The sequence below is a fragment of the Maritimibacter harenae genome, from assembly GCF_009882975.1.
Taxonomy (GTDB): Bacteria; Pseudomonadota; Alphaproteobacteria; order Rhodobacterales; family Rhodobacteraceae; genus Maritimibacter; species Maritimibacter harenae.
In genome coordinates this window covers 738,629-755,270 of record NZ_WTUX01000019.1, presented here as the reverse complement: position 1 = coordinate 755,270, position 16,642 = coordinate 738,629, and the positions used below count along the sequence as shown (strand labels likewise).

The 16,642-nt window shown below is 68.2% G+C and carries 14 protein-coding genes; 7 read left to right on the top strand and 7 right to left on the bottom strand.

Features of this window, described 5'->3' with window-relative positions; genetic code table 11:
* Positions 1-393: 393 nt before the first annotated feature.
* Genes GQE99_RS18360 through GQE99_RS18335 form a run of 6 tightly spaced genes read right to left on the bottom strand, consistent with a single transcriptional unit; the run spans position 394 to position 8,137 of the window.
* The gene (locus GQE99_RS18360) at positions 394-1,968 is read right to left on the bottom strand and encodes an FAD-dependent monooxygenase (RefSeq protein WP_161353234.1); all 1,575 of its coding nucleotides are present in this window, start codon (positions 1,966-1,968) and stop codon (positions 394-396) included.
* A 3-nt stretch (positions 1,969-1,971) separates the two neighbouring features.
* Positions 1,972-3,405 (bottom strand): aldehyde dehydrogenase family protein, encoded by a 1,434-nt coding sequence (locus GQE99_RS18355; protein WP_161353232.1) that lies wholly within the window; start codon positions 3,403-3,405, stop codon positions 1,972-1,974.
* A 7-nt stretch (positions 3,406-3,412) separates the two neighbouring features.
* On the bottom strand, positions 3,413-4,429 hold the full coding sequence (locus GQE99_RS18350) for an amidohydrolase family protein (RefSeq protein WP_161353322.1): 1,017 nt from the start codon (positions 4,427-4,429) through the stop codon (positions 3,413-3,415).
* A gap of 24 nt (positions 4,430-4,453) precedes the next feature.
* Positions 4,454-5,239 (bottom strand): IclR family transcriptional regulator, encoded by a 786-nt coding sequence (locus GQE99_RS18345; RefSeq protein ID WP_161353230.1) that lies wholly within the window; start codon positions 5,237-5,239, stop codon positions 4,454-4,456.
* Positions 5,236-7,173 (bottom strand): TRAP transporter permease, encoded by a 1,938-nt coding sequence (locus GQE99_RS18340; RefSeq protein WP_161353228.1) that lies wholly within the window; start codon positions 7,171-7,173, stop codon positions 5,236-5,238. The genes GQE99_RS18345 and GQE99_RS18340 overlap by 4 nt, the downstream gene beginning before the upstream one ends.
* Before the next feature lie 10 nt (positions 7,174-7,183).
* On the bottom strand, positions 7,184-8,137 hold the full coding sequence (locus GQE99_RS18335) for a TAXI family TRAP transporter solute-binding subunit (protein WP_161353226.1): 954 nt from the start codon (positions 8,135-8,137) through the stop codon (positions 7,184-7,186).
* A gap of 150 nt (positions 8,138-8,287) precedes the next feature.
* Here GQE99_RS18335 and GQE99_RS18330 point away from each other — a divergent pair, with 150 nt between their 5' ends.
* Positions 8,288-9,997, top strand: a complete 1,710-nt coding sequence (locus tag GQE99_RS18330) for a thiamine pyrophosphate-requiring protein (RefSeq protein ID WP_161353225.1) — start codon at positions 8,288-8,290, stop codon at positions 9,995-9,997.
* A gap of 10 nt (positions 9,998-10,007) precedes the next feature.
* On the opposite strand, the gene GQE99_RS18325 is transcribed toward GQE99_RS18330, so the two are convergent.
* Entirely contained in the window at positions 10,008-11,189 is a 1,182-nt protein-coding gene (locus GQE99_RS18325) for a cytochrome c3 family protein (protein ID WP_202530891.1), read from the bottom strand.
* Positions 11,190-11,312: 123 nt separating this feature from the next.
* Here GQE99_RS18325 and GQE99_RS18320 point away from each other — a divergent pair, with 123 nt between their 5' ends.
* From GQE99_RS18320 to nqrF, 6 genes are read left to right on the top strand one after another with little or no spacing between them, the layout of a single operon-like run.
* Positions 11,313-12,581, top strand: a complete 1,269-nt coding sequence (locus GQE99_RS18320; RefSeq protein WP_161353223.1) for a Na(+)-translocating NADH-quinone reductase subunit A — start codon at positions 11,313-11,315, stop codon at positions 12,579-12,581.
* Positions 12,578-13,360: an RnfABCDGE type electron transport complex subunit D gene (locus tag GQE99_RS18315; protein ID WP_161353221.1), complete on the top strand. Its 783-nt coding sequence runs from the start codon at positions 12,578-12,580 to the stop codon at positions 13,358-13,360. Before GQE99_RS18320 ends, GQE99_RS18315 begins: the two co-directional genes overlap by 4 nt.
* Positions 13,353-14,153 carry an FMN-binding protein gene (locus GQE99_RS18310; RefSeq protein WP_161353220.1) on the top strand — a complete coding sequence of 267 codons (801 nt, stop codon included), beginning with the start codon at positions 13,353-13,355 and terminating at the stop codon, positions 14,151-14,153. The genes GQE99_RS18315 and GQE99_RS18310 overlap by 8 nt, the downstream gene beginning before the upstream one ends.
* Position 14,154: 1 nt before the next feature.
* Entirely contained in the window at positions 14,155-14,817 is a 663-nt protein-coding gene (locus GQE99_RS18305; protein ID WP_161353218.1) for an NADH:ubiquinone reductase (Na(+)-transporting) subunit D, read from the top strand.
* Positions 14,814-15,425 carry an NADH:ubiquinone reductase (Na(+)-transporting) subunit E gene (nqrE, locus tag GQE99_RS18300; protein ID WP_161353216.1) on the top strand — a complete coding sequence of 204 codons (612 nt, stop codon included), beginning with the start codon at positions 14,814-14,816 and terminating at the stop codon, positions 15,423-15,425. Before GQE99_RS18305 ends, nqrE begins: the two co-directional genes overlap by 4 nt.
* Positions 15,422-16,642 (top strand): NADH:ubiquinone reductase (Na(+)-transporting) subunit F, encoded by a 1,221-nt coding sequence (gene nqrF, locus GQE99_RS18295; protein ID WP_161353214.1) that lies wholly within the window; start codon positions 15,422-15,424, stop codon positions 16,640-16,642. The genes nqrE and nqrF overlap by 4 nt, the downstream gene beginning before the upstream one ends.

Genomic DNA, 16,642 nt, shown 5'->3' with positions numbered 1-16,642 from the left:
AGAGACAAAACATAACCGGATGCGCCCTAACTTCTTCGGCGCGCCCGCCCAGTCTTACCTCAAATCTTTCCGCCGTCCTTCCCTCCGAAGCATCGCTTCGTCGTTCCGTCTGGCGTCCCGTTGTGCGCCTCAGCGCCGCCGGTGAGGGGGTATTTACGGTTCTCGACCGACACCCGCAAGTGGTTTTTTCAAAAAAAGTGCATCGATCCGAAATCGGCCGCTCTGTACGGCGTTTGCGCCTTGTTTCATTGCGCTTCGCGGGTTCCGGCTCCGGGCCGCTTCGTTCAGGTCGCGGCCGGTTTCGGCCGGTCGGGGCGGAATCAGGCCCGGAATCATCGCCCCAGCCGGGTGGACCGGCCCGCGAAACCGCGTCGCGGGCCCCGAGTCACCGGCTCAGGCCACCGGTTCCAGCCCGACCGACCGGGCGAGCGCATCTGCCGCTGCCGCCGCCGAGTCGCCCGCCCAGGCGACGTAGTGGTCGGGGCGCACGAGGATCATGCTGGCGCCATAGGCCGTGTCGGCGGCGTCCTCGACGAGCGTCAGGGGCAACCCCTCGCGCTTCGCCAGAGCCTCGACCTCGCCGGCCGCGCCGGGCCGACCGAAGTTCAGGAGCGTGAACCCCTGCCCCAGCCGGTGGAACACGTTGGTGCCGTCCGAAAGGATCTGCGGGGCAAGGTGATGGCCCGGCCGCGCCTCGAACCGATGGTCGCCCCGGGCGCTCGGTGTGCCCCCCTCCCCCGCCACGATGGGCGAGCCTTCGTAGTTGGGTTCGAAGTTCGCGACCTCCGCGGCGGTCGCGTTGCGTTTCGCCCAGGCGTCTTCGAATGCCGCGCGATCCGTTTCCGGATTGTAGGTCTCGAGGAACCGGCGGTCGTCGTCGATGAAGAACTCGATGAAATCGCGCGCGGTGGAGGCAAAGACCGGCCGCCGCTCGGCGTCGTAGCTGTCGAGCAGCGCATCGCGCCCCCACCCCTGGAGCCGGGCCGCGATCTTCCAGCCCAGGTTGCGGGCGTCCTCGAAGCCGGTGTTGATCCCGTAGCCGCCGTAGGGCGGATGGGAATGGGCCGCGTCGCCCGCCACGAAGATGCGGCCCGCCCGGTAGCGCGTCGCGATCGACACCCGCAGGTCCCAGAACCCGACATAGTCGATCTCGAGGTCGAAGGGCTGGCCCACGACCTCCTGCAGAAGCGACTCGAAGTCATCCTTCTCGGTCGAGCCAGCGGGCACCGGGGCGTGGAAGAAGAAGCTGCCGATGTCGACGCGGCCGAAGAACTGCCAATAGCCCTCGAGGTCCGGGTGGAGCACGTTGTAGAACGCCTTGCCCGGATAGCGCTTGAGCATCTCGTGCAACTCCATCGAGCGGAACACCAGGAGCACCATCAGCTTGTCGTGGTCCGACTGCGTCTGCGGGATGCCCCCTGTTTCGCGCACGGTCGAGCGGCTGCCGTCGCAGCCCACGACGTACTGGGCGGTGAGCGTCTTCTGCCCCGGCCCGTCCCGCTCGGCCGCCACGACGGCGGCGTGGTCGCCCGTGTCCTCGACCCGCTCCACCGACCAGCCGTAGAGGATGTCGATGCACTCTATCTCGCGCGCACGCGCGCGCAGGACGCGTTCGGTTTCGTACTGCGGGAGGCGTTCGTTCGTGGTGAGGTAGTACTCGTTCACGCTGGCCCGGTTCAGCCAATCGTAGTGGTAGTCGCTCATCAGGTGCTTGTAGAGGGTGAGCCCGCCGATCCCCACCTCGTCGGGGATCGAGCGCGCGGCGCGCAGTTCCTTCTCGCAGCCCCAGAAATGCAGCGTCTCGGTGGTGCGCTGGGTCAGGTTCTGGCCCTTGGGGATCGGCTGCGGTTCCGGGTAACGCTCGATCACGAGCACGGGGATGCCGCGCTGGCCCAGCTCGATGGCCAGCCCCATGCCGACCGGCCCCCCGCCCGCGATGATGACGTCGTAATCGGTGCCGTTGGCCATATCTCAGATCATCCCCTGTTCCAGATAGATGTGCTTGGTCTCCATGAAGTCGTGCAGCCCTTCGGGCCCGTGCAGGCGCCCGAGGCCCGACTGGCCGTATCCGCCCGTCTCGGCCTCGGCCGCCAGGCGCATGTGGCTGTTGAGCCAGACGGTCCCGGAGCGGATCGCGCGGCTCATGCGCATGGCGCGCGAAAGGTCCGTGGTGAAGACACTGGCCGCCAGGCCATAGGGCGTGGCGTTCGCCTTGGCCACCGCCTCGGCCTCGTCCGCGAAGGTCTCGATGGAGACGATGGGGCCGAAGAGTTCGTCCTGCACGAGCGATGAGGACACATCGTCGATGCGGAAAAGGCTGGGTGTCAGGAACGCGCCTTTGTTCAGCGCCTCGCCACGCAGCACCATTTCGCCCTCGTCGCCCGCGCGCTCGATGATCGCCTTCAGGCGGTCGAGGTTCGCGCGGTCGATCAGGCTGCCCATCTCGCTTTGCGGGTCGTTTCCCGGCCCCACGCGCACGGCGGCGAAGGCGGCCTTGATCCGGTCCTCGAACGCCTTCGCGATGCTTTCATGGACAAGAAAGCGCGCGGCAGCGACGCAGATCTGCCCGGCCATCGTGAGCGCGCCGTGGGTGAGGTCGGTGACGGCCTGGTCGATATCGGCATCCTCGAAGATCACGGCGGGCGCCTTGCCCCCGAGTTCGAGCCCGACACGTTTCAGCGTGGGCGCCGCGGCCGCCATGATCGCCTTGCCGGTGGCGGACGAGCCCGTGAAGGAAATGGTGTCGATGTCGGGCGAAGACACGATGGCCTGCCCCACCTCGATCCCGTTCTCGTTGATCGAGTTGACCACGCCCGCGGGCATGGAGGGGCTTTCGGCCAGACACTGCATCACCCGGGCATGGACCAGCGGTGTCTGGTGCGCGGGCTTGATGAGACAGGTGCAGCCGGCCGCGAGCGCCGGCCCGAGCGAGCGGATCAGAAGCGTCACCGGTGCGTTCCAAGGCACGATGATCCCCGCGACCCCGGCGGCCTCCCGGTGGAAGAGCGACATCTGGCCCGGCATGATCTCCTGCATCGTGCCGCGCAGGTTGCGCGCGAGTCCGGCGTAGTACCGCACCTCGGAGATCGAGCCCATCGTCTCGCCCAGCGCTTCGGAGCGCAGCTTGCCGTTCTCGGCGACGATCAGGTCGATGATCTCGTCCTTCGCCGCCTCCATCCGGTCGGCGAATTCGAAAAGCGCCTGCGCGCGCATCCGGGGGGCGTGGGCCCAATCGGTGGTGAAGAACGTCTCGCGTGCCTGCCGCGCCGCCTGCTCCACCATCGCGGCGGAGCCTGCGTGATACTGTCCAAGCACGCTGTCGTCGGCCGGGTTCACGCTGTCGCCCAGCGCGCCCTCCGCGATCCAGCTGCCCCCGATAAAATGCCGTGCGGTGTCGTAGGTCATGGCGCCCTCAGATCGACAGGCCGAGAAGTTTCGCGGCGTTGTCCTGGTAGACCTTACGCCGAGTCTCCTCGGGGATGTCGAGCTCGTCGAGGATGCGGATGGTCTCGCGGATGTACATCGGGCCGGCCTCCGGGTCGAAGGGCGCGTCCGAGGCGAACATCACGTGGTCCTCGCCGAAGAACTCGATCGCGTGCTTGATCGCGGTGGCCGAGCCGAAGGTGGCGGTATCGGCATAGAAGTCCTTGAAGTACTCGAGATGCGGCTTCTTCAGCGCCTTGCGCACGGCGGCAAGATCGCGGTCCGTGGTCCGCGCGCCCATCTGGTCCCAGCCGGGGCCGACGCGGCCCTCGAAGAAGGGCACCATGCCGCCGGCGTGGTGGGTGACGACGTTGAGGCCGGGGTGCCGGTCGAACAGGCCCGAGAACACCATGCGCGCCATCGCGGCCGACGTCTCGTAGGGCCAGCCGAAGGTCCACCAGATCTCGTATTCCGACTGATCCTCGGTCAGGTAGTCGGGGAAGTTCGCGCCCCGCGCCGGGTGCATCCACACCGCCTTGCCGCTCTTGGCCATGTATTCGAAGAACGGCTCGAACTCCGGCAGGTCGAGCGGCTTGCCCCCGACGTTGGTGAAGATCTGCATGCCGACCGCGCCCAAGTCCTCAATGTTGCGGCGCGCTTCCTCGACAACCGCGTCGGGGTTGTTCATCACGGCCGAGCCGATGAAACCGGGGAAGCGGTCCGGATATTGCTGGCAAAGCTCCGCCATGCTGTCGGAGGCGATCTTCGCCAGGTCGAGCGACTTGTCGGGATCCGCGTATTTCTCGAACGGCGGCGAGGCGAGCGACAGGATCTGGCAGTAATCCTCGCCGAACATGTTCATCACCTCGAACCGGCGGTCGAGATCGGTCATCATCGGCACCGCTTCCGAGCGCCGGGTGATGTCGGTGGTCTCGCCCACGTGGTCGATCAGCGCCTCGTGAAAGGGTTTCGGCCAGATGTGGTTGAAGATGTCGATCTTTTTCATGTCGCTCACTACCTTTTGCGTCGTTCAAAGTTCTCCGAGGACCACGTCCTCGATGCGCATGTGCGTCAGGGCATCGCTGAGCCGCGTGGCGGCCGCCCAGATTTCGCCTGACAGCTCTTTCAGCTTCGCGTCGTCCAGCGTGTCGCGGTCGACGGTCAGGCACAGGACCGCCACGGGCGCCCTGCTCGCGTCGAAGACCGGGGCGGCGATGCCGACCACCCCGTCGGTCACCTCGCCGCGCGCGATGAGCGTGCCGCCCTTTCGCATCTGGCGCAGGTTGTCGGCGATCTCCTCGACCGTGTCGCCCATCCCCAGTTCGCGCAGGTCATCCAGGTTCTCGCGGATCTTCGACAGCATCTGCCGGCGCGGCAGGTGGGCGAGGATCGCCCGGCTGATCGCACCGCGCGCCAGCGGCATCGGGCGCCCGCGCGGGTAGCTCGACTTTGGTTCCGGCGAAGAGACCTCGGAGGCCACGCAGAGAAGCTTGTTGCCGTACCATCTAACCAGAAGCGCGGTCGCGGGATGCAGGGCGGCCAGGTCCTTGAGAACCGCACTGCCCTCCAACAGCAGCGCGTCGGACTTGCGCATGAGGAAGTCGAGCTCGACCACGCGCGGGCCCAGCGTGAGGCCGTGGGGGCCGTTCTGGCTCAGAAAGCCCGCGTCCTTCAGGGTCTTGATGTAGCGGTAGAGCGTGGGACGGGTGTAGCCGAGTTCGGCCATCATCTCGTCCGCGGTCCATTCCAGCCTGTTCTCCGTGAACAGGTCCAGAATGCCCAGGATACGCTCCGCGCTGCCGACCCCCGTGCTCATGCCCGCACCTCCGCCGTCGCGCGGCTGCGCCGGATCTCGTTGCCCATCAGGGCGATGCCGCCAAGAACCCCCAGCGCGTCGGAATAGATCGCCCCCTCGAACATGCCCGCGGGCATGAGCGAAAGAAGGCCGAAGACGGCGAACAGCACGCGTTTGCTCTTGCTCAGGCGCTGCGAGAAGTAGCCCGCAAGGGCCGAAGAGATCAGCCAGACCCCCACGATGGCGGTGACGAGCGCCAGCGCGATCTCGAACGGCGCACCGATCAGAATGAGCGTGGGCGAGAAGACGAAGAGCACCGGGATCACGTAGGCCGACCAACCGAAGCGCATCGCGGCCCAACCCGTCGCCATGGAGGGCGACTTTGCGATCGAGGCCGCCGCGAAGGCGGCGAGCGCGATGGGCGGCGTGATCATCGACATCATGCCGAAATAGAGCACGTAGAGATGCGCCGCGATCGGCTCGATCCCCACTTCGACCAGCGCGGGCGCCACGAGAGCAGCCAGCAGGACGTAGACCCCGAGGGTCGGAAGCCCCATCCCGAGGATGATGCAGACGATGGCCGACAGGGCCAGCAGGATCACCGCGCTGCCGCCCCCGATCTGGACCAGCAGGTAGGTCAGGTTGAAACTCAGGCCGGTCACGTTCAGCACGCCGATCACGATCCCGGAGGCGGCCGAGATCAGCAGGATCTCCACGACCCCGAGCCCGGTGCGCGACAGGGCCGACAGGATGGTGCGCAGCGTCGGACGAACGCCGTCGTAGCCGATGACCATCGACGTACCGATCAGGGCCAGCGCGGACCAGAGCGCGGCACGCTCGGGCTGGTAGCGTTGCCAGAACAGCAGGTAGATGAGTACCGCGAAGGCCAGGACGAAGTGCATCCCGACCATGACCTTGCGCCGGTCGGGAATATCCTCCTTCGGGATGGCCCGGATGCCCAGCTTGGCGGCTTCGAGGTCCGCCTGGATGAAAAGCGCGACGTAATAGAGGATCGCCGGCACGAGCGCGGCCAGGACGATCGAGGAATAGGGGACGGCCAGGAACTCGGCCATGAGGAAGGCGGAGGCCCCCATGACGGGCGGCATCAACTGCCCGCCGGTCGAGGCCACGGCCTCGATCGCGCCGGCCTTGTGGCCCGGGTAGCCGTCCCGCTTGATCATCGGGATCGTCACGACCCCGGTTCCCACCACGTTCGCCACCGCCGAGCCGCTGATCGACCCGAAGAGGCCCGAAGCGAGCACGGCGATCTTCATCGACCCGCCACGGTAGCGACCCATGCCGATGATCGCGGCGTCGGTGAAGAAGTGCGAACCGCCGGTGAGATTGAGAAGGACGCCGAAGAGGATGAAAGCCACGACCACGGTCGAGGCGATCGACATCGGCAGTCCGAGAATACCGTTGGAATCGAACGCCATGTAGCCCGACAGAAGCTGCCAGTTCTGCGGCCGGCCCTGAAGGCGGCCCGGGAACACGTCGCCGAAGAGTGCATAAAGAAGGAAGACGGCGATGATGATCACCAACGCCCAGCCGGTCGCCCGGCGCAGCGCCTCGAGCGTCAGGACGATCGCGATCAGGCCGGGCAGCCAGACCTCGAGCGGACGCGCGAAGATCATCAGGACGAGTTGCGGATACTTGACCGCGATGAAGCCGAAGGCGGCCATGGACGCGAGCGCAAGCACCACGTCGTAGATCGGCACGGTGGTGCGCTCGCTCCCCTGCCGGGCGGGCAGCGTGAGATACGCGACGGGCAGCACGAAAACGAGCATTGCCGCGAAGAATTGCTGCGGGTAGAGCCCCAACCCGAAGTACCGGTTCACCGACAGCGCCCAGCCGATGGCCGTGAGCGTCATGAGGGTGGCCAGCACGTTCGCGATCGGGCGCCAGACCGAGGGCGGAAGGCCGAAACCGGCCTCCCTTGTTTCCATAGCCGCCATCAGGGGGTCCTCAGTTCAAGCCCATCTCTTCGAAGAAGCGCAGGGCGCCCGGGTGGAACTCGGCGATGCCGGGATCGCCTTTCATGTTCTCCGGCTTGAACGCCCGCATCGGCGGGAACGTCTCGCCCATGACCGAGGCCTGTTCGTACATGGCCTTGGCCATCTCGTAGACGACGTCATCCGGCACGTCGGCATGGGTGAACACGACCTGCGGGAACGCGATGTAGGTGGTTTCCTCGAGGACACCCGGCATCGCGCCTTCGGGCAGGCTGGTGAAGAAGGCGGTGGGCCAGTGCTCGCGCGCGGCGGCAAGCGCCTCGTCGCTGTCGTCACCCACGCCGAGCGCACGCAGGCCGCCGACGGCCGCATCGGCCTCGCGCACCTTGCCCGCGCCGTGGGCGAAGATGAAGCCGACCGTGTCACCGGCCATGAACGCATCCGCGCCCGCGACCACCGAGGCGACCGAGACCTTCTCGACATCGTCACGCGTCATGCCGGCCGTGGCGTAGAAGGCCGACAGCTGCGGCAGGATGGTGTTCTGCGCGGTGTAGCCGTCCGTCATCGGTTTCCCCTTCAGGTCCGAGACCGACATGATGTCGCTGTCCTTGCGCACGAAGATCGCTTCGACCAGCGGCTGCAGGTGGCCCACGACGCGGATGTTCGGGTTCTCGACCCCGTTCCACCAGGCATCCCCGGTGATCGCGTAGTTGACCTCCTGAAGGTTGGCGACGCCGAACTCGATCCCGCCGGAATTCACGTAGGGAATGTACTGGTTCGGGCTGGTGGCGGGCTGGATCGTGGTGTTCAGCCCGTTGGCGTTGGCCGCGTTGGCGACCGATGTGCCGATGTTGTGAAACAGCGATCCCGGGTTCGACGTGGCGATGCCCACGTTCTGTGCCAGGGCGGCGCCGGTACCGGCCACAAGGCCAGCCGCCATCGCCGCGGACGCAATGAGTTTCCGCATTTTCTTTCCTCCCTAGTTGCGTCGCTCCCCTCCCCGGGAGCGAACCAAAATCTCACGAAATGAGATTCGGGTTCAGTTTGGGGTTGCTAAACATGGATGACAAGCACAATTTATCGACACGGCCCCGTACCGGGCCGAGGGAGGACAGTGATGACAGACGCGGACACCCCCGCGCCCGAGACCGGCGCAGAGGCGCTGCTGACCGGTCTGAAGGCCAGCGGGATCGATTACTTTTTCGCCAATGCGGGCACGGATTTCCCCTCGATCATCGAGGCGTTCGCGGCGCGCGACCCGGATACGATGCCCACGCCCGTCACCGTCCCGCACGAGACGGCGGCCGTCGGCATGGCGCATGGCTACTACCTCGCGACCGGCAAGCCGCAATCGGTCATGGTGCACGTGAACGTGGGCCTCGCGAACGCGGTGATGGGCGTGCTGAATGCCGCGTCCGACAACGTGCCGCTGGTGATGATGTCGGGGCGCACGCCACTGACCGAGGCGGGATACGCGGGCAGCCGCAAGTCCCCGATCCAGTATGGCCAGGAGATGTACGACCAGACCGCGCTGGTGCGCGACGCGGTCAAGTTCAACTACGAGATGCGCTACCCGGACCAGGGCGGCATGCTTGCCGCGCGCGCCGTGTCGCTGGCGCAGTCGGAGCCGCGCGGGCCGGTCTACCTGAGCCTCCCGCGTGAACCGCTCGCCGAGATGGTCAAGGCGCCGCGCCGCTCCGATCCGTCACCGCGCCCGGCCGCAACCCCGGCGGCGCCCGACCCCGAGGCGGTCCGGGCGGCGGCGGAGATGCTCGCCATGGCCGAGCGCCCCCTCGTCATCTGCCAGCGCGGCGACCCCGAGGGGCGCGTTGCGGCGGCCCTGTCCGAGTTGGGCCGGCAGCACGGGATCGGCACCGTCGAGCCCTTCGTGATCCGTAACGTGATGGCCTCCGACGGCCCGGCCTCGTTGGGCTATGCGCCCACGATGGCAAAAGAGGCCGACGTGATCCTCGTGGTGGATTCCGGCGTGCCGTGGATCGAGGAAACCCAGGCCCCGCAACCGGACGCGAAGATCATCCATATCGGCGCCGACCCGAATTTTGCCCGCATGCCGGTTCGCGGCTACCGCTCCGACCTTTCCATCACCGGCGACCCCGCGGCGACGGTCGCGGCGATCAGCGATGCGATGACGACGTCCGGGGACCGGCTGAAGGCGCGCCGGGACGACCTCGCCCGACGCGCGGCCGACCGGGACGCGCGGCGTGACGCGATGGTGTCAGAAGCGCGCGGCGCCGAGCCGATGGGGGCCGAGTGGCTCAGCCATTGCCTGTCGGAGATCATGGACGAGGACGCGGTGATCATCAGCGAACTCGGGCTGGTGCCCGGCGCGATGCGGATCAAGGGTCCGAACCGCCTGTTCTCCAACCCTCATTCCGGCGGGCTGGGGTGGGCGCTGCCCACCGCGCTCGGCGCCCAGATGGCGCGCCCCGGCAAACTCACCATCGCGGCGATGGGGGACGGCTCCTACATCTTCGCGAACCCCGTCGCCTGCCACCAGATCGCCGAGGCGCTGGACCTGCCGATCCTCGTCATCGTGAAGAACAACGCGATGTGGAACGCGGTGCGCCGCTCCGTCGTGCTGTCCTATCCCGAGGGGGCGGCGGCGCGCGCGAACGAGATGCCGCTCACCTCGCTCTCCCCGGTCCCCGACTTCGCGGCCATCGCCGGGGCGAGCCGGGCCTACGCGGAACGGGTGGAGACGGCTGACGCCCTGCCCGCCGCCCTGGAGCGCGCGCTTCACGCGATCCGGAGCGAAGGGCGCGCAGCGCTCCTCGACGTGCGCGTCGCGGTGTCGGACAGCCACTGAGGCGCGGCGTCTACCGCAGAAGGCCCATTGCTGCGAAATCAGCCCCGCGCGCGGTCGCAAGCGCCTCGGTCGAATCGTAGAGCAGCTCCAGCGCGTAATGCGGGTTGTGGACGTGGATGCCCGGATCGGCGTTCACGACCTTCCAGTTGTAGGCGGCGCGCAAGAGCCGCGGTGTCCAGCCGTTGTAGGCCACGGGCCGCCCGTCCGACTGATCGGCCACACCGTCGAGGTTGGCATCGGCGAAGAAATACGGGTAGCGCGCGCCGTCATAGAGCAGGCCGATCCCGGCGATCTCCTCGGCATAAGCGGTCATCTCGCGCATCAGCAGGTCGCTGTTGGCCCGGATGTCCGCCGCGATCCCCTTCTCGGTGTCGCCGCTGCCGTCGTAGCTCTGGCGCGAGATGCGGATCTCGTCCGGCTGGCCGGTCTGATGGCAGGTCAGGCAGATCGCCTCGTTCACCGTCAGGGCGTGCGGCTCGTGGCACGACAGGCAGGTCGCGACCGGCTTGGCATGCAGGAAGCGGCCGGAGTAGGTCTTGCCGGGGTAGTGATACCCCACACCACCATAGCCGCCGAGCCAGGTGGCCCCCGCGATCTTGTAATGCGGATTGACGAAGGACAGCTCCGGGTTCACCGCGTCGTCGGGCATGTCAGCGGTCGCGCCCGCCACCCGTTCGCCCGCGGCCCGGCCCGTGTGGCAGGTCAGGCACGGCACTTCGGCGGCCTCGGCCGGATGCGCGACGCCCGATGGCAGGGTCACCGTTTCGATCGTGGCCAGCCCCGGGTTGTGGCAGGTTTCGCAATCCACCACCCCGCCGGTGGGAACGGGCGATTGGAGCGGCCCGGGCGTGCTGCCATCCAGGCCGTGGAAGGCGCGAAAGCCCTGCCCCGAATGGCACGCGGCGCAGGCTCCCGGGATCTCGCCGTCCTCGTCCCAGTGAGAGAACGCTTCGGCGCCTGCATCGGCATGGGCCGAGCGCGCCCAGAGTTCGATCTGGCGCGCATTGCCGATGGCGATGCTTTCCGGCGTGTAGGGACCGGCGTCCGGAAAGACGTAGGTGGACAGTTCCTGACCCAACGCCTCGATCTCCCCCTCCGGTTCGGATTGGGCGAAAAGCGGCGGGGCCACGACCACGGCGAGCGCCGCGCAGAACGCCGTGATGCGTCGCGGCAGCCGGGAATTCTTGTGCATGATATACATAAATTCCTTCCGTAAAATGAAGGGGTTGGCAGGAAGCACTCTACAGGTAATCTGGATTCGTCACAAATTCTCGATAGCATCGGGACATCACACCGCGACCCGAAGGAGCAACGCGTGGCTTCTCGAAGTGCCATCGGATTGACCGTGCCCACCGGGGCGCCCGCGCGGGCCCCGGCGGACAGCGCGACCCGTATCACGAGCGAGGCCTCGATCAGTTCGCCGTTTCGCGGCGATTTCCGCGTTGAACTCCTGGTCGAGCCCGGCGACCGCGTGGCACAGGGCCAACCCGTGCTTCGCGCGATTAAGGCGCGTGACTTCGCCATCACCGCACCGATGCCCGCCCGCGTCGCCCGGATCGACATGGATCCCGGCAAGCGATTGAATTCGGTGCTCTTCTACCATGATGGCGAGGGCGGGCGGCATCGGTTCGACATACCGAAGGCCACGGACGGGGCCGCGATCTGGACACTTCTGGCCAACGCGGGCCTCTGGCGCGCCTTCCGCCAGCGCCCGGGCATGGTCGCGGCGTTCGGCGCGGCGCGGCCCGCCGCGATTTTCGTGATGGCCCACGACACCCGCCCCGGGGCGGGCCGCCCGCTCGACTGGGTTCATGACCGGGGGGCCGAGCTCGCGGCGGGTCTGAAGGCGATCGGGGCGCTCACCGAGGGCCCGGTCTTCCTCGTGACCCCGCGCGGCGCCGAGGTCGACATCCGCGATGCCTCTGACCGCGTCACGCGGATCGAGGCGCCCGCGCCGCACCCCTGGGGCCTAGCCGGGCCGCATATCCTGTCGCGCGCGCCCGCCAGTTTCGAGCGCCCGGTCTGGGACATCCACGTGGAAGCGGTCGCGGACATCGGCGCGCTCCTGAGAAGCGGCTACGTGCCGGAGACCAAGCATGTCGCGATCACCGGTCCGGGCATGCGCGCGCCGCTTCTGCGACGGGTGCAGCACGGCGCCGATATCCGCGAACTCATGCTGGGCAAGGTGGTCCCGGGCCGCCACATCGTGCTGGCGGGCTCCGCCATCGACGGCACGCGCGCGCGCTGGGTCGGGCACGGCGTGCACCAGGTGACCGCGCTCATGGATGCCGGCCCCGAAAAACCGCCGCACTGGCTGCGCGCGGCCCTCGGCCGGTCCGCGCGCCCCCTGCCCCTCGTGCCCACCGCCGGGCTCGACCAGGCGCTCTGTGGCGCGGTGCCGGTGATGCCGCTGATCCGCGCGATTTCCGCCGGGGATACGGAAAGCGCCCGGGCGCTCGGGGCCTTCTCGCTCGTCGAAGAGGACCTGGCGCTCATCGACTACCTCACCCAGGCCGCGCCGAAGGTCGCGGACATGCTGCGCACCCTGATCGACCGGGCCGAGGCGGAGGAGGTCGCGCCATGATCAAGGGGCTTTGGACCCGCGAAACCGTCGCGCTCTTCCTGCTGCTCGCGCTCCTGCCACTTGCGGTCACGTGGATCACGGCCGAGCGGTGGGACGGGATCGTACGCCTGCTCGTCACGCTGGTGATCGTCTACGCCTGGCAGCTCGCCTTCATGCTGCTGCGCGCGCAGCCGCCCTCGCTCGCGGGTGTCATCACGGCGCTCGCCATCGCGATGCTCGCGCCCGCCGCGCCCGGCCCCTTCGCCTACGTGCTGGGGGTGAGCTTCGGCGTGGTCATCGGCGAACTGGTCTTCGGCGGCTGGGGACGCAACATCCTGCATCCGGCGACGGTCGCCATCGCGTTCCTTGGATTCGGCTACCCCGCCGCGCCCTGGCCCGAGCTGCCGATCACGGCGACCTGGGGCGCGCTCGCGGCCCTCGGGATCGGGGTCGCCTTCGGGCTCGTGTCGATCCGGCTGATGGCGGGCGCGGCCATCGCGCTCGGGCTTGCCGCCCTCGCGGGCCTGCCGGTCGCCGACCCGTTCATCGCCCCGGCGATCCTCGTCACCTTCACCCTGCTCACATGCGACCCGGTCACGAGCGCGGCCACGCAGCTGGGCCGCTGGGCGCAGGGCCTGCTCTACGGCGGCCTCATCGCGCTGTTCCTTTCGCTCTGGACAGGGGCCGCCACCGTACAGCTTGCCCTGAGCGCCGCGCTGATCGCCAACCTGACCGCCCCCCTTCTGGACGAGCTCGCGCTGCTCGCCTGGCACGCCCGACGGAGACGACGCCTTGGCTGACCTGAACCCTATATCGCTGTGGAAACGCTTCCTCGCCCTGCCCAACGACAATCGCGGCAAGACGATCGCGGTGGCGATACTGGTCGCCGCGTTGTGCTCGCTGTTCGTGACCGGGGCGACGGTGGTCCTGCGCCCAATCCAGCAGGCGAACCGGGCGGCGGAAACCCAGCTTCGCCTCGAAGCGCTGATCGACGCCATCCCGGGGATGGAGGCGATGCTCGAGGCCGACGACGGCGCAACGCTTTCCACCGTGGTCGTGGACCTCGAAACCGGGATGGCGGCGCGCGACGTGACGCCGGACACGCTCGACGCCGCGCTTCAGGACCCTGCCAACTATGCCAACCTCGACGACAACCAGGACATCGCCGGGATCGACACGCGTCCGCGCTACGTCCAGATCTACATCCTGCGCCGCGACGACCGGGTCGAGACCGCGATCTTCCCGATGATCGGCTCGGGTTACAACGGGCCGATCGAGGCGATGGTCGCGCTCACCGGCGACATGAACACGATCGCGGGCATGACCGTCACCCGCCAGTCGGAGACCCCGGGGCTTGGCGCGCGGATCGAGGAGCCGGGCTGGCAGGCCGGGTTTCAGGGCACCCAGGTGCGCGATCCGGCCGGCACGATGAAATTCGCCGTGGCACGCGGGCCGGCCGTCTCGCCTTACGAGGTCGACGGCATCACCGGCGCCTCCCGGACCGGGCGCGGCGTTACGCAGATGGTGCGCTTTTGGCTGGGCCCGGACGGCTATGGCCCGGTGATCGACGCGATCCGGCGGAGGGAGTTCTGAGATGGCCCGCCGCACGCTTCGCCACATCTTCTTCACGCCGCTGATCCGGGAAAACCCGGTGACGCTCCAGATCCTGGGAATCTGCTCGGCGTTGGCGGTGACCACGTCGCTCGACACAGCGCTGACCATGTCGGTGGCCCTGACCACCGTACTGGTCCTGTCCGCGGCGATCATCAGCCTGATCCGCCGCCACATCCCGGTCAGCATCCGGCTGATCGTCCAGATCCTGATCGTCGCGTCGCTGGTGATCGTGATCGACCAGGTGCTCCAGGCCTATTTCTTCGACATCAGCCAGCGGCTGTCGGTCTTCGTCAGCCTGATCACCACCAACTGCCTCGTGCTGGGTCGCGCCGAGTCGTTCGCGCGCCACAACCCGGTTCTGCCGTCGGTCGTCGACGCGGCGGGCAACGGGCTGGGATACTCGCTGATCCTCGTGGTGATCGGCACCCTGCGCGAACTTTTCGGCAAGGGCACCCTGATGGGCGTGCCTGTCCTGCGCACGGTCGAGGATGGCGGCTGGTTCACACCGCTGAGCCTCATGCTCCTCGCGCCAAGCGCGTTCTTCCTGCTGGGGCTTCTCGTCTGGGCGATCCGCGCGACGCTCAGCGAGCAGGCCGAGCCCCTGGCCCACACGCCGCCCGACCGCCGGGAGGCCGCGGAATGACCGATCTTGGCGCCCTCTTCCTGCGCGCCATGTTCGTGGAGAACATGCCGCTGACCTTCTTCTTGGGGCTGTGCACCTTCCTCGCCCTGTCGCGCCGGGTCGACGCGGCGTTGGGGCTGGGTGTCGCGATGACGCTGGTGCTGGGCCTGACCGTCCCGCTCAATCGCGTGGTCTATGACCTGCTCCTCGCCCCCGGCGCCTGGGGCTGGGCGGGTTACCCGGAGCTCGACCTGAGCTACCTGTCGCTGCTGGCGTTCATCGGCGTGATCGCGGCCACCGTGCAGCTTCTCGAGATTCTTCTCCAGCGCTTCGTGCCCACGATCCACGCGGCCTTCGGGGCGTTCCTGCCGCTTCTCACCGTGCAATGCGCGATCCTCGGGGGGAGCCTCTTCATGGTGGAGCGGCGCTACGACCTGGCCGAAAGCGCGGTCTTCGGGCTCGGGTCCGGGGCGGGCTTCGCGCTGGCGGTGATCATGCTGGCCGCGATCCGCGGCCGGCTGGCCTATGCCGACCTGCCCGCCGGGCTGCGCGGCCTCGGCGCGGCCTTCCTGCTGACGGGCATGCTGTCGCTCGGGTTTTCCGCCTTCGCCCAGATGGTGACGTCATGAGCGAGATCCTCGTCGGATCCGGCGTCATGGTGGCGCTCGTGCTGATCCTCAGCCTCGGGCTTCTGGTGGCGCGGCGGGCCTGGCTGCCGCGCGGGGCGAGCCACGTGGTGGTGAACGGCGGGGACCCGATCATCGCGCAGCGCGGCGAAACGCTTTTGTCCACGCTCCACGGCGCGGACATCCCGATCCCCGCGGGCTGTGGCGGCAGCGGCACGTGCGGGCTCTGCCGGGTCGAGGCGACGGGGCCGGGCTGCAACGCCGTGCAACCCACGGAGACGAGCCTGCTGTCCGCGGCCGAACGGCGGGCACACACGCGGCTGGCTTGCCAGGTCGTGCTGGGCGGCGACGTGGACGTGACGGTGCCCGGCGACATCCTGGCCGCCGAAACCTTCGCCTGCGAGGTGGTGTCGAACCGCATGATGGCGCCGCTCATCCGCGAACTCGTTCTGCGCCCGGTCGAGCCGCGCGGGATCGCGCTACGCGCGGGCGGGTTCATGCAGCTCACGGCGCCGCCCTACGCGCTCGATTTCGCCGAGATGGAGGTCGACGCGGCCCACGCGCTGGCCTGGGACCATGCCGGCTGGCACCACCTCACGGCGCGCTCGGAGGAGCCCACGACCCGCGCCTACTCGGTCGCCAACCGGCCCGAGGACGAAGGCACCCTGGTCTTCAACATCCGGCTCGCCGTGCCGCCTGCGGGCCGCGAGGACGAAATCCGGCCGGGAATCGTATCCTCATGGCTGTTCGCGCGCGCGCCGGGCGACATGCTCGACGTGTCCGGACCCTTCGGCGAGTTCCACGTGCGCGACACCGCGAACGACATCGTCCTCGTGGGCGGCGGCGTGGGCATGGCCCCGCTGCGCGCCATCGCCCACGAACAGATCGCGGCCGGGGGCGATCGCCGGATCACCTATTTCTACGGGGCGCGCACGGTCGCGGACCTCTACTACGTCGAAGAGTTCGAGGGCATGGCGGCCGCACACCCGCGTTTCGACTGGGTGCCTGCGCTCTCCGACCCCGCGCCGGGCGACCGCTGGCAGGGGCCGACGGGTTTCATCCATACGGTGCTCGAACGGCACCTCGCCCGCCACCCGGCGCCCGAGACTTGCGAATTCTACCTTTGCGGCCCGCCCCTGATGATCTCGGCCGTGCTCGCGACGTTGCGCAGGCTCGGTGTGGAGCGGCAGATGATATATTATGACGACTTCGGAGGGTAA

What these genes read in the sequence shown, in the direction of transcription:
- nqrE (WP_161353216.1), top strand. Translation starts at nt 14,814, where the DNA reads ATGACCGATCTTGGCGCCCTCTTCCTGCGCGCCATGTTCGTGGAGAAC.
- GQE99_RS18360 (WP_161353234.1), bottom strand. Translation starts at nt 1,968, where the DNA reads ATGGCCAACGGCACCGATTACGACGTCATCATCGCGGGCGGGGGGCCG.
- GQE99_RS18340 (WP_161353228.1), bottom strand. Translation starts at nt 7,173, where the DNA reads ATGGCGGCTATGGAAACAAGGGAGGCCGGTTTCGGCCTTCCGCCCTCG.
- GQE99_RS18345 (WP_161353230.1), bottom strand. Translation starts at nt 5,239, where the DNA reads ATGAGCACGGGGGTCGGCAGCGCGGAGCGTATCCTGGGCATTCTGGAC.
- GQE99_RS18325 (WP_202530891.1), bottom strand. Translation starts at nt 11,189, where the DNA reads ATGCACAAGAATTCCCGGCTGCCGCGACGCATCACGGCGTTCTGCGCG.
- GQE99_RS18355 (WP_161353232.1), bottom strand. Translation starts at nt 3,405, where the DNA reads ATGACCTACGACACCGCACGGCATTTTATCGGGGGCAGCTGGATCGCG.
- GQE99_RS18315 (WP_161353221.1), top strand. Translation starts at nt 12,578, where the DNA reads ATGATCAAGGGGCTTTGGACCCGCGAAACCGTCGCGCTCTTCCTGCTG.
- GQE99_RS18350 (WP_161353322.1), bottom strand. Translation starts at nt 4,429, where the DNA reads ATGAAAAAGATCGACATCTTCAACCACATCTGGCCGAAACCCTTTCAC.
- GQE99_RS18330 (WP_161353225.1), top strand. Translation starts at nt 8,288, where the DNA reads ATGACAGACGCGGACACCCCCGCGCCCGAGACCGGCGCAGAGGCGCTG.
- nqrF (WP_161353214.1), top strand. Translation starts at nt 15,422, where the DNA reads ATGAGCGAGATCCTCGTCGGATCCGGCGTCATGGTGGCGCTCGTGCTG.
- GQE99_RS18335 (WP_161353226.1), bottom strand. Translation starts at nt 8,137, where the DNA reads ATGCGGAAACTCATTGCGTCCGCGGCGATGGCGGCTGGCCTTGTGGCC.
- GQE99_RS18305 (WP_161353218.1), top strand. Translation starts at nt 14,155, where the DNA reads ATGGCCCGCCGCACGCTTCGCCACATCTTCTTCACGCCGCTGATCCGG.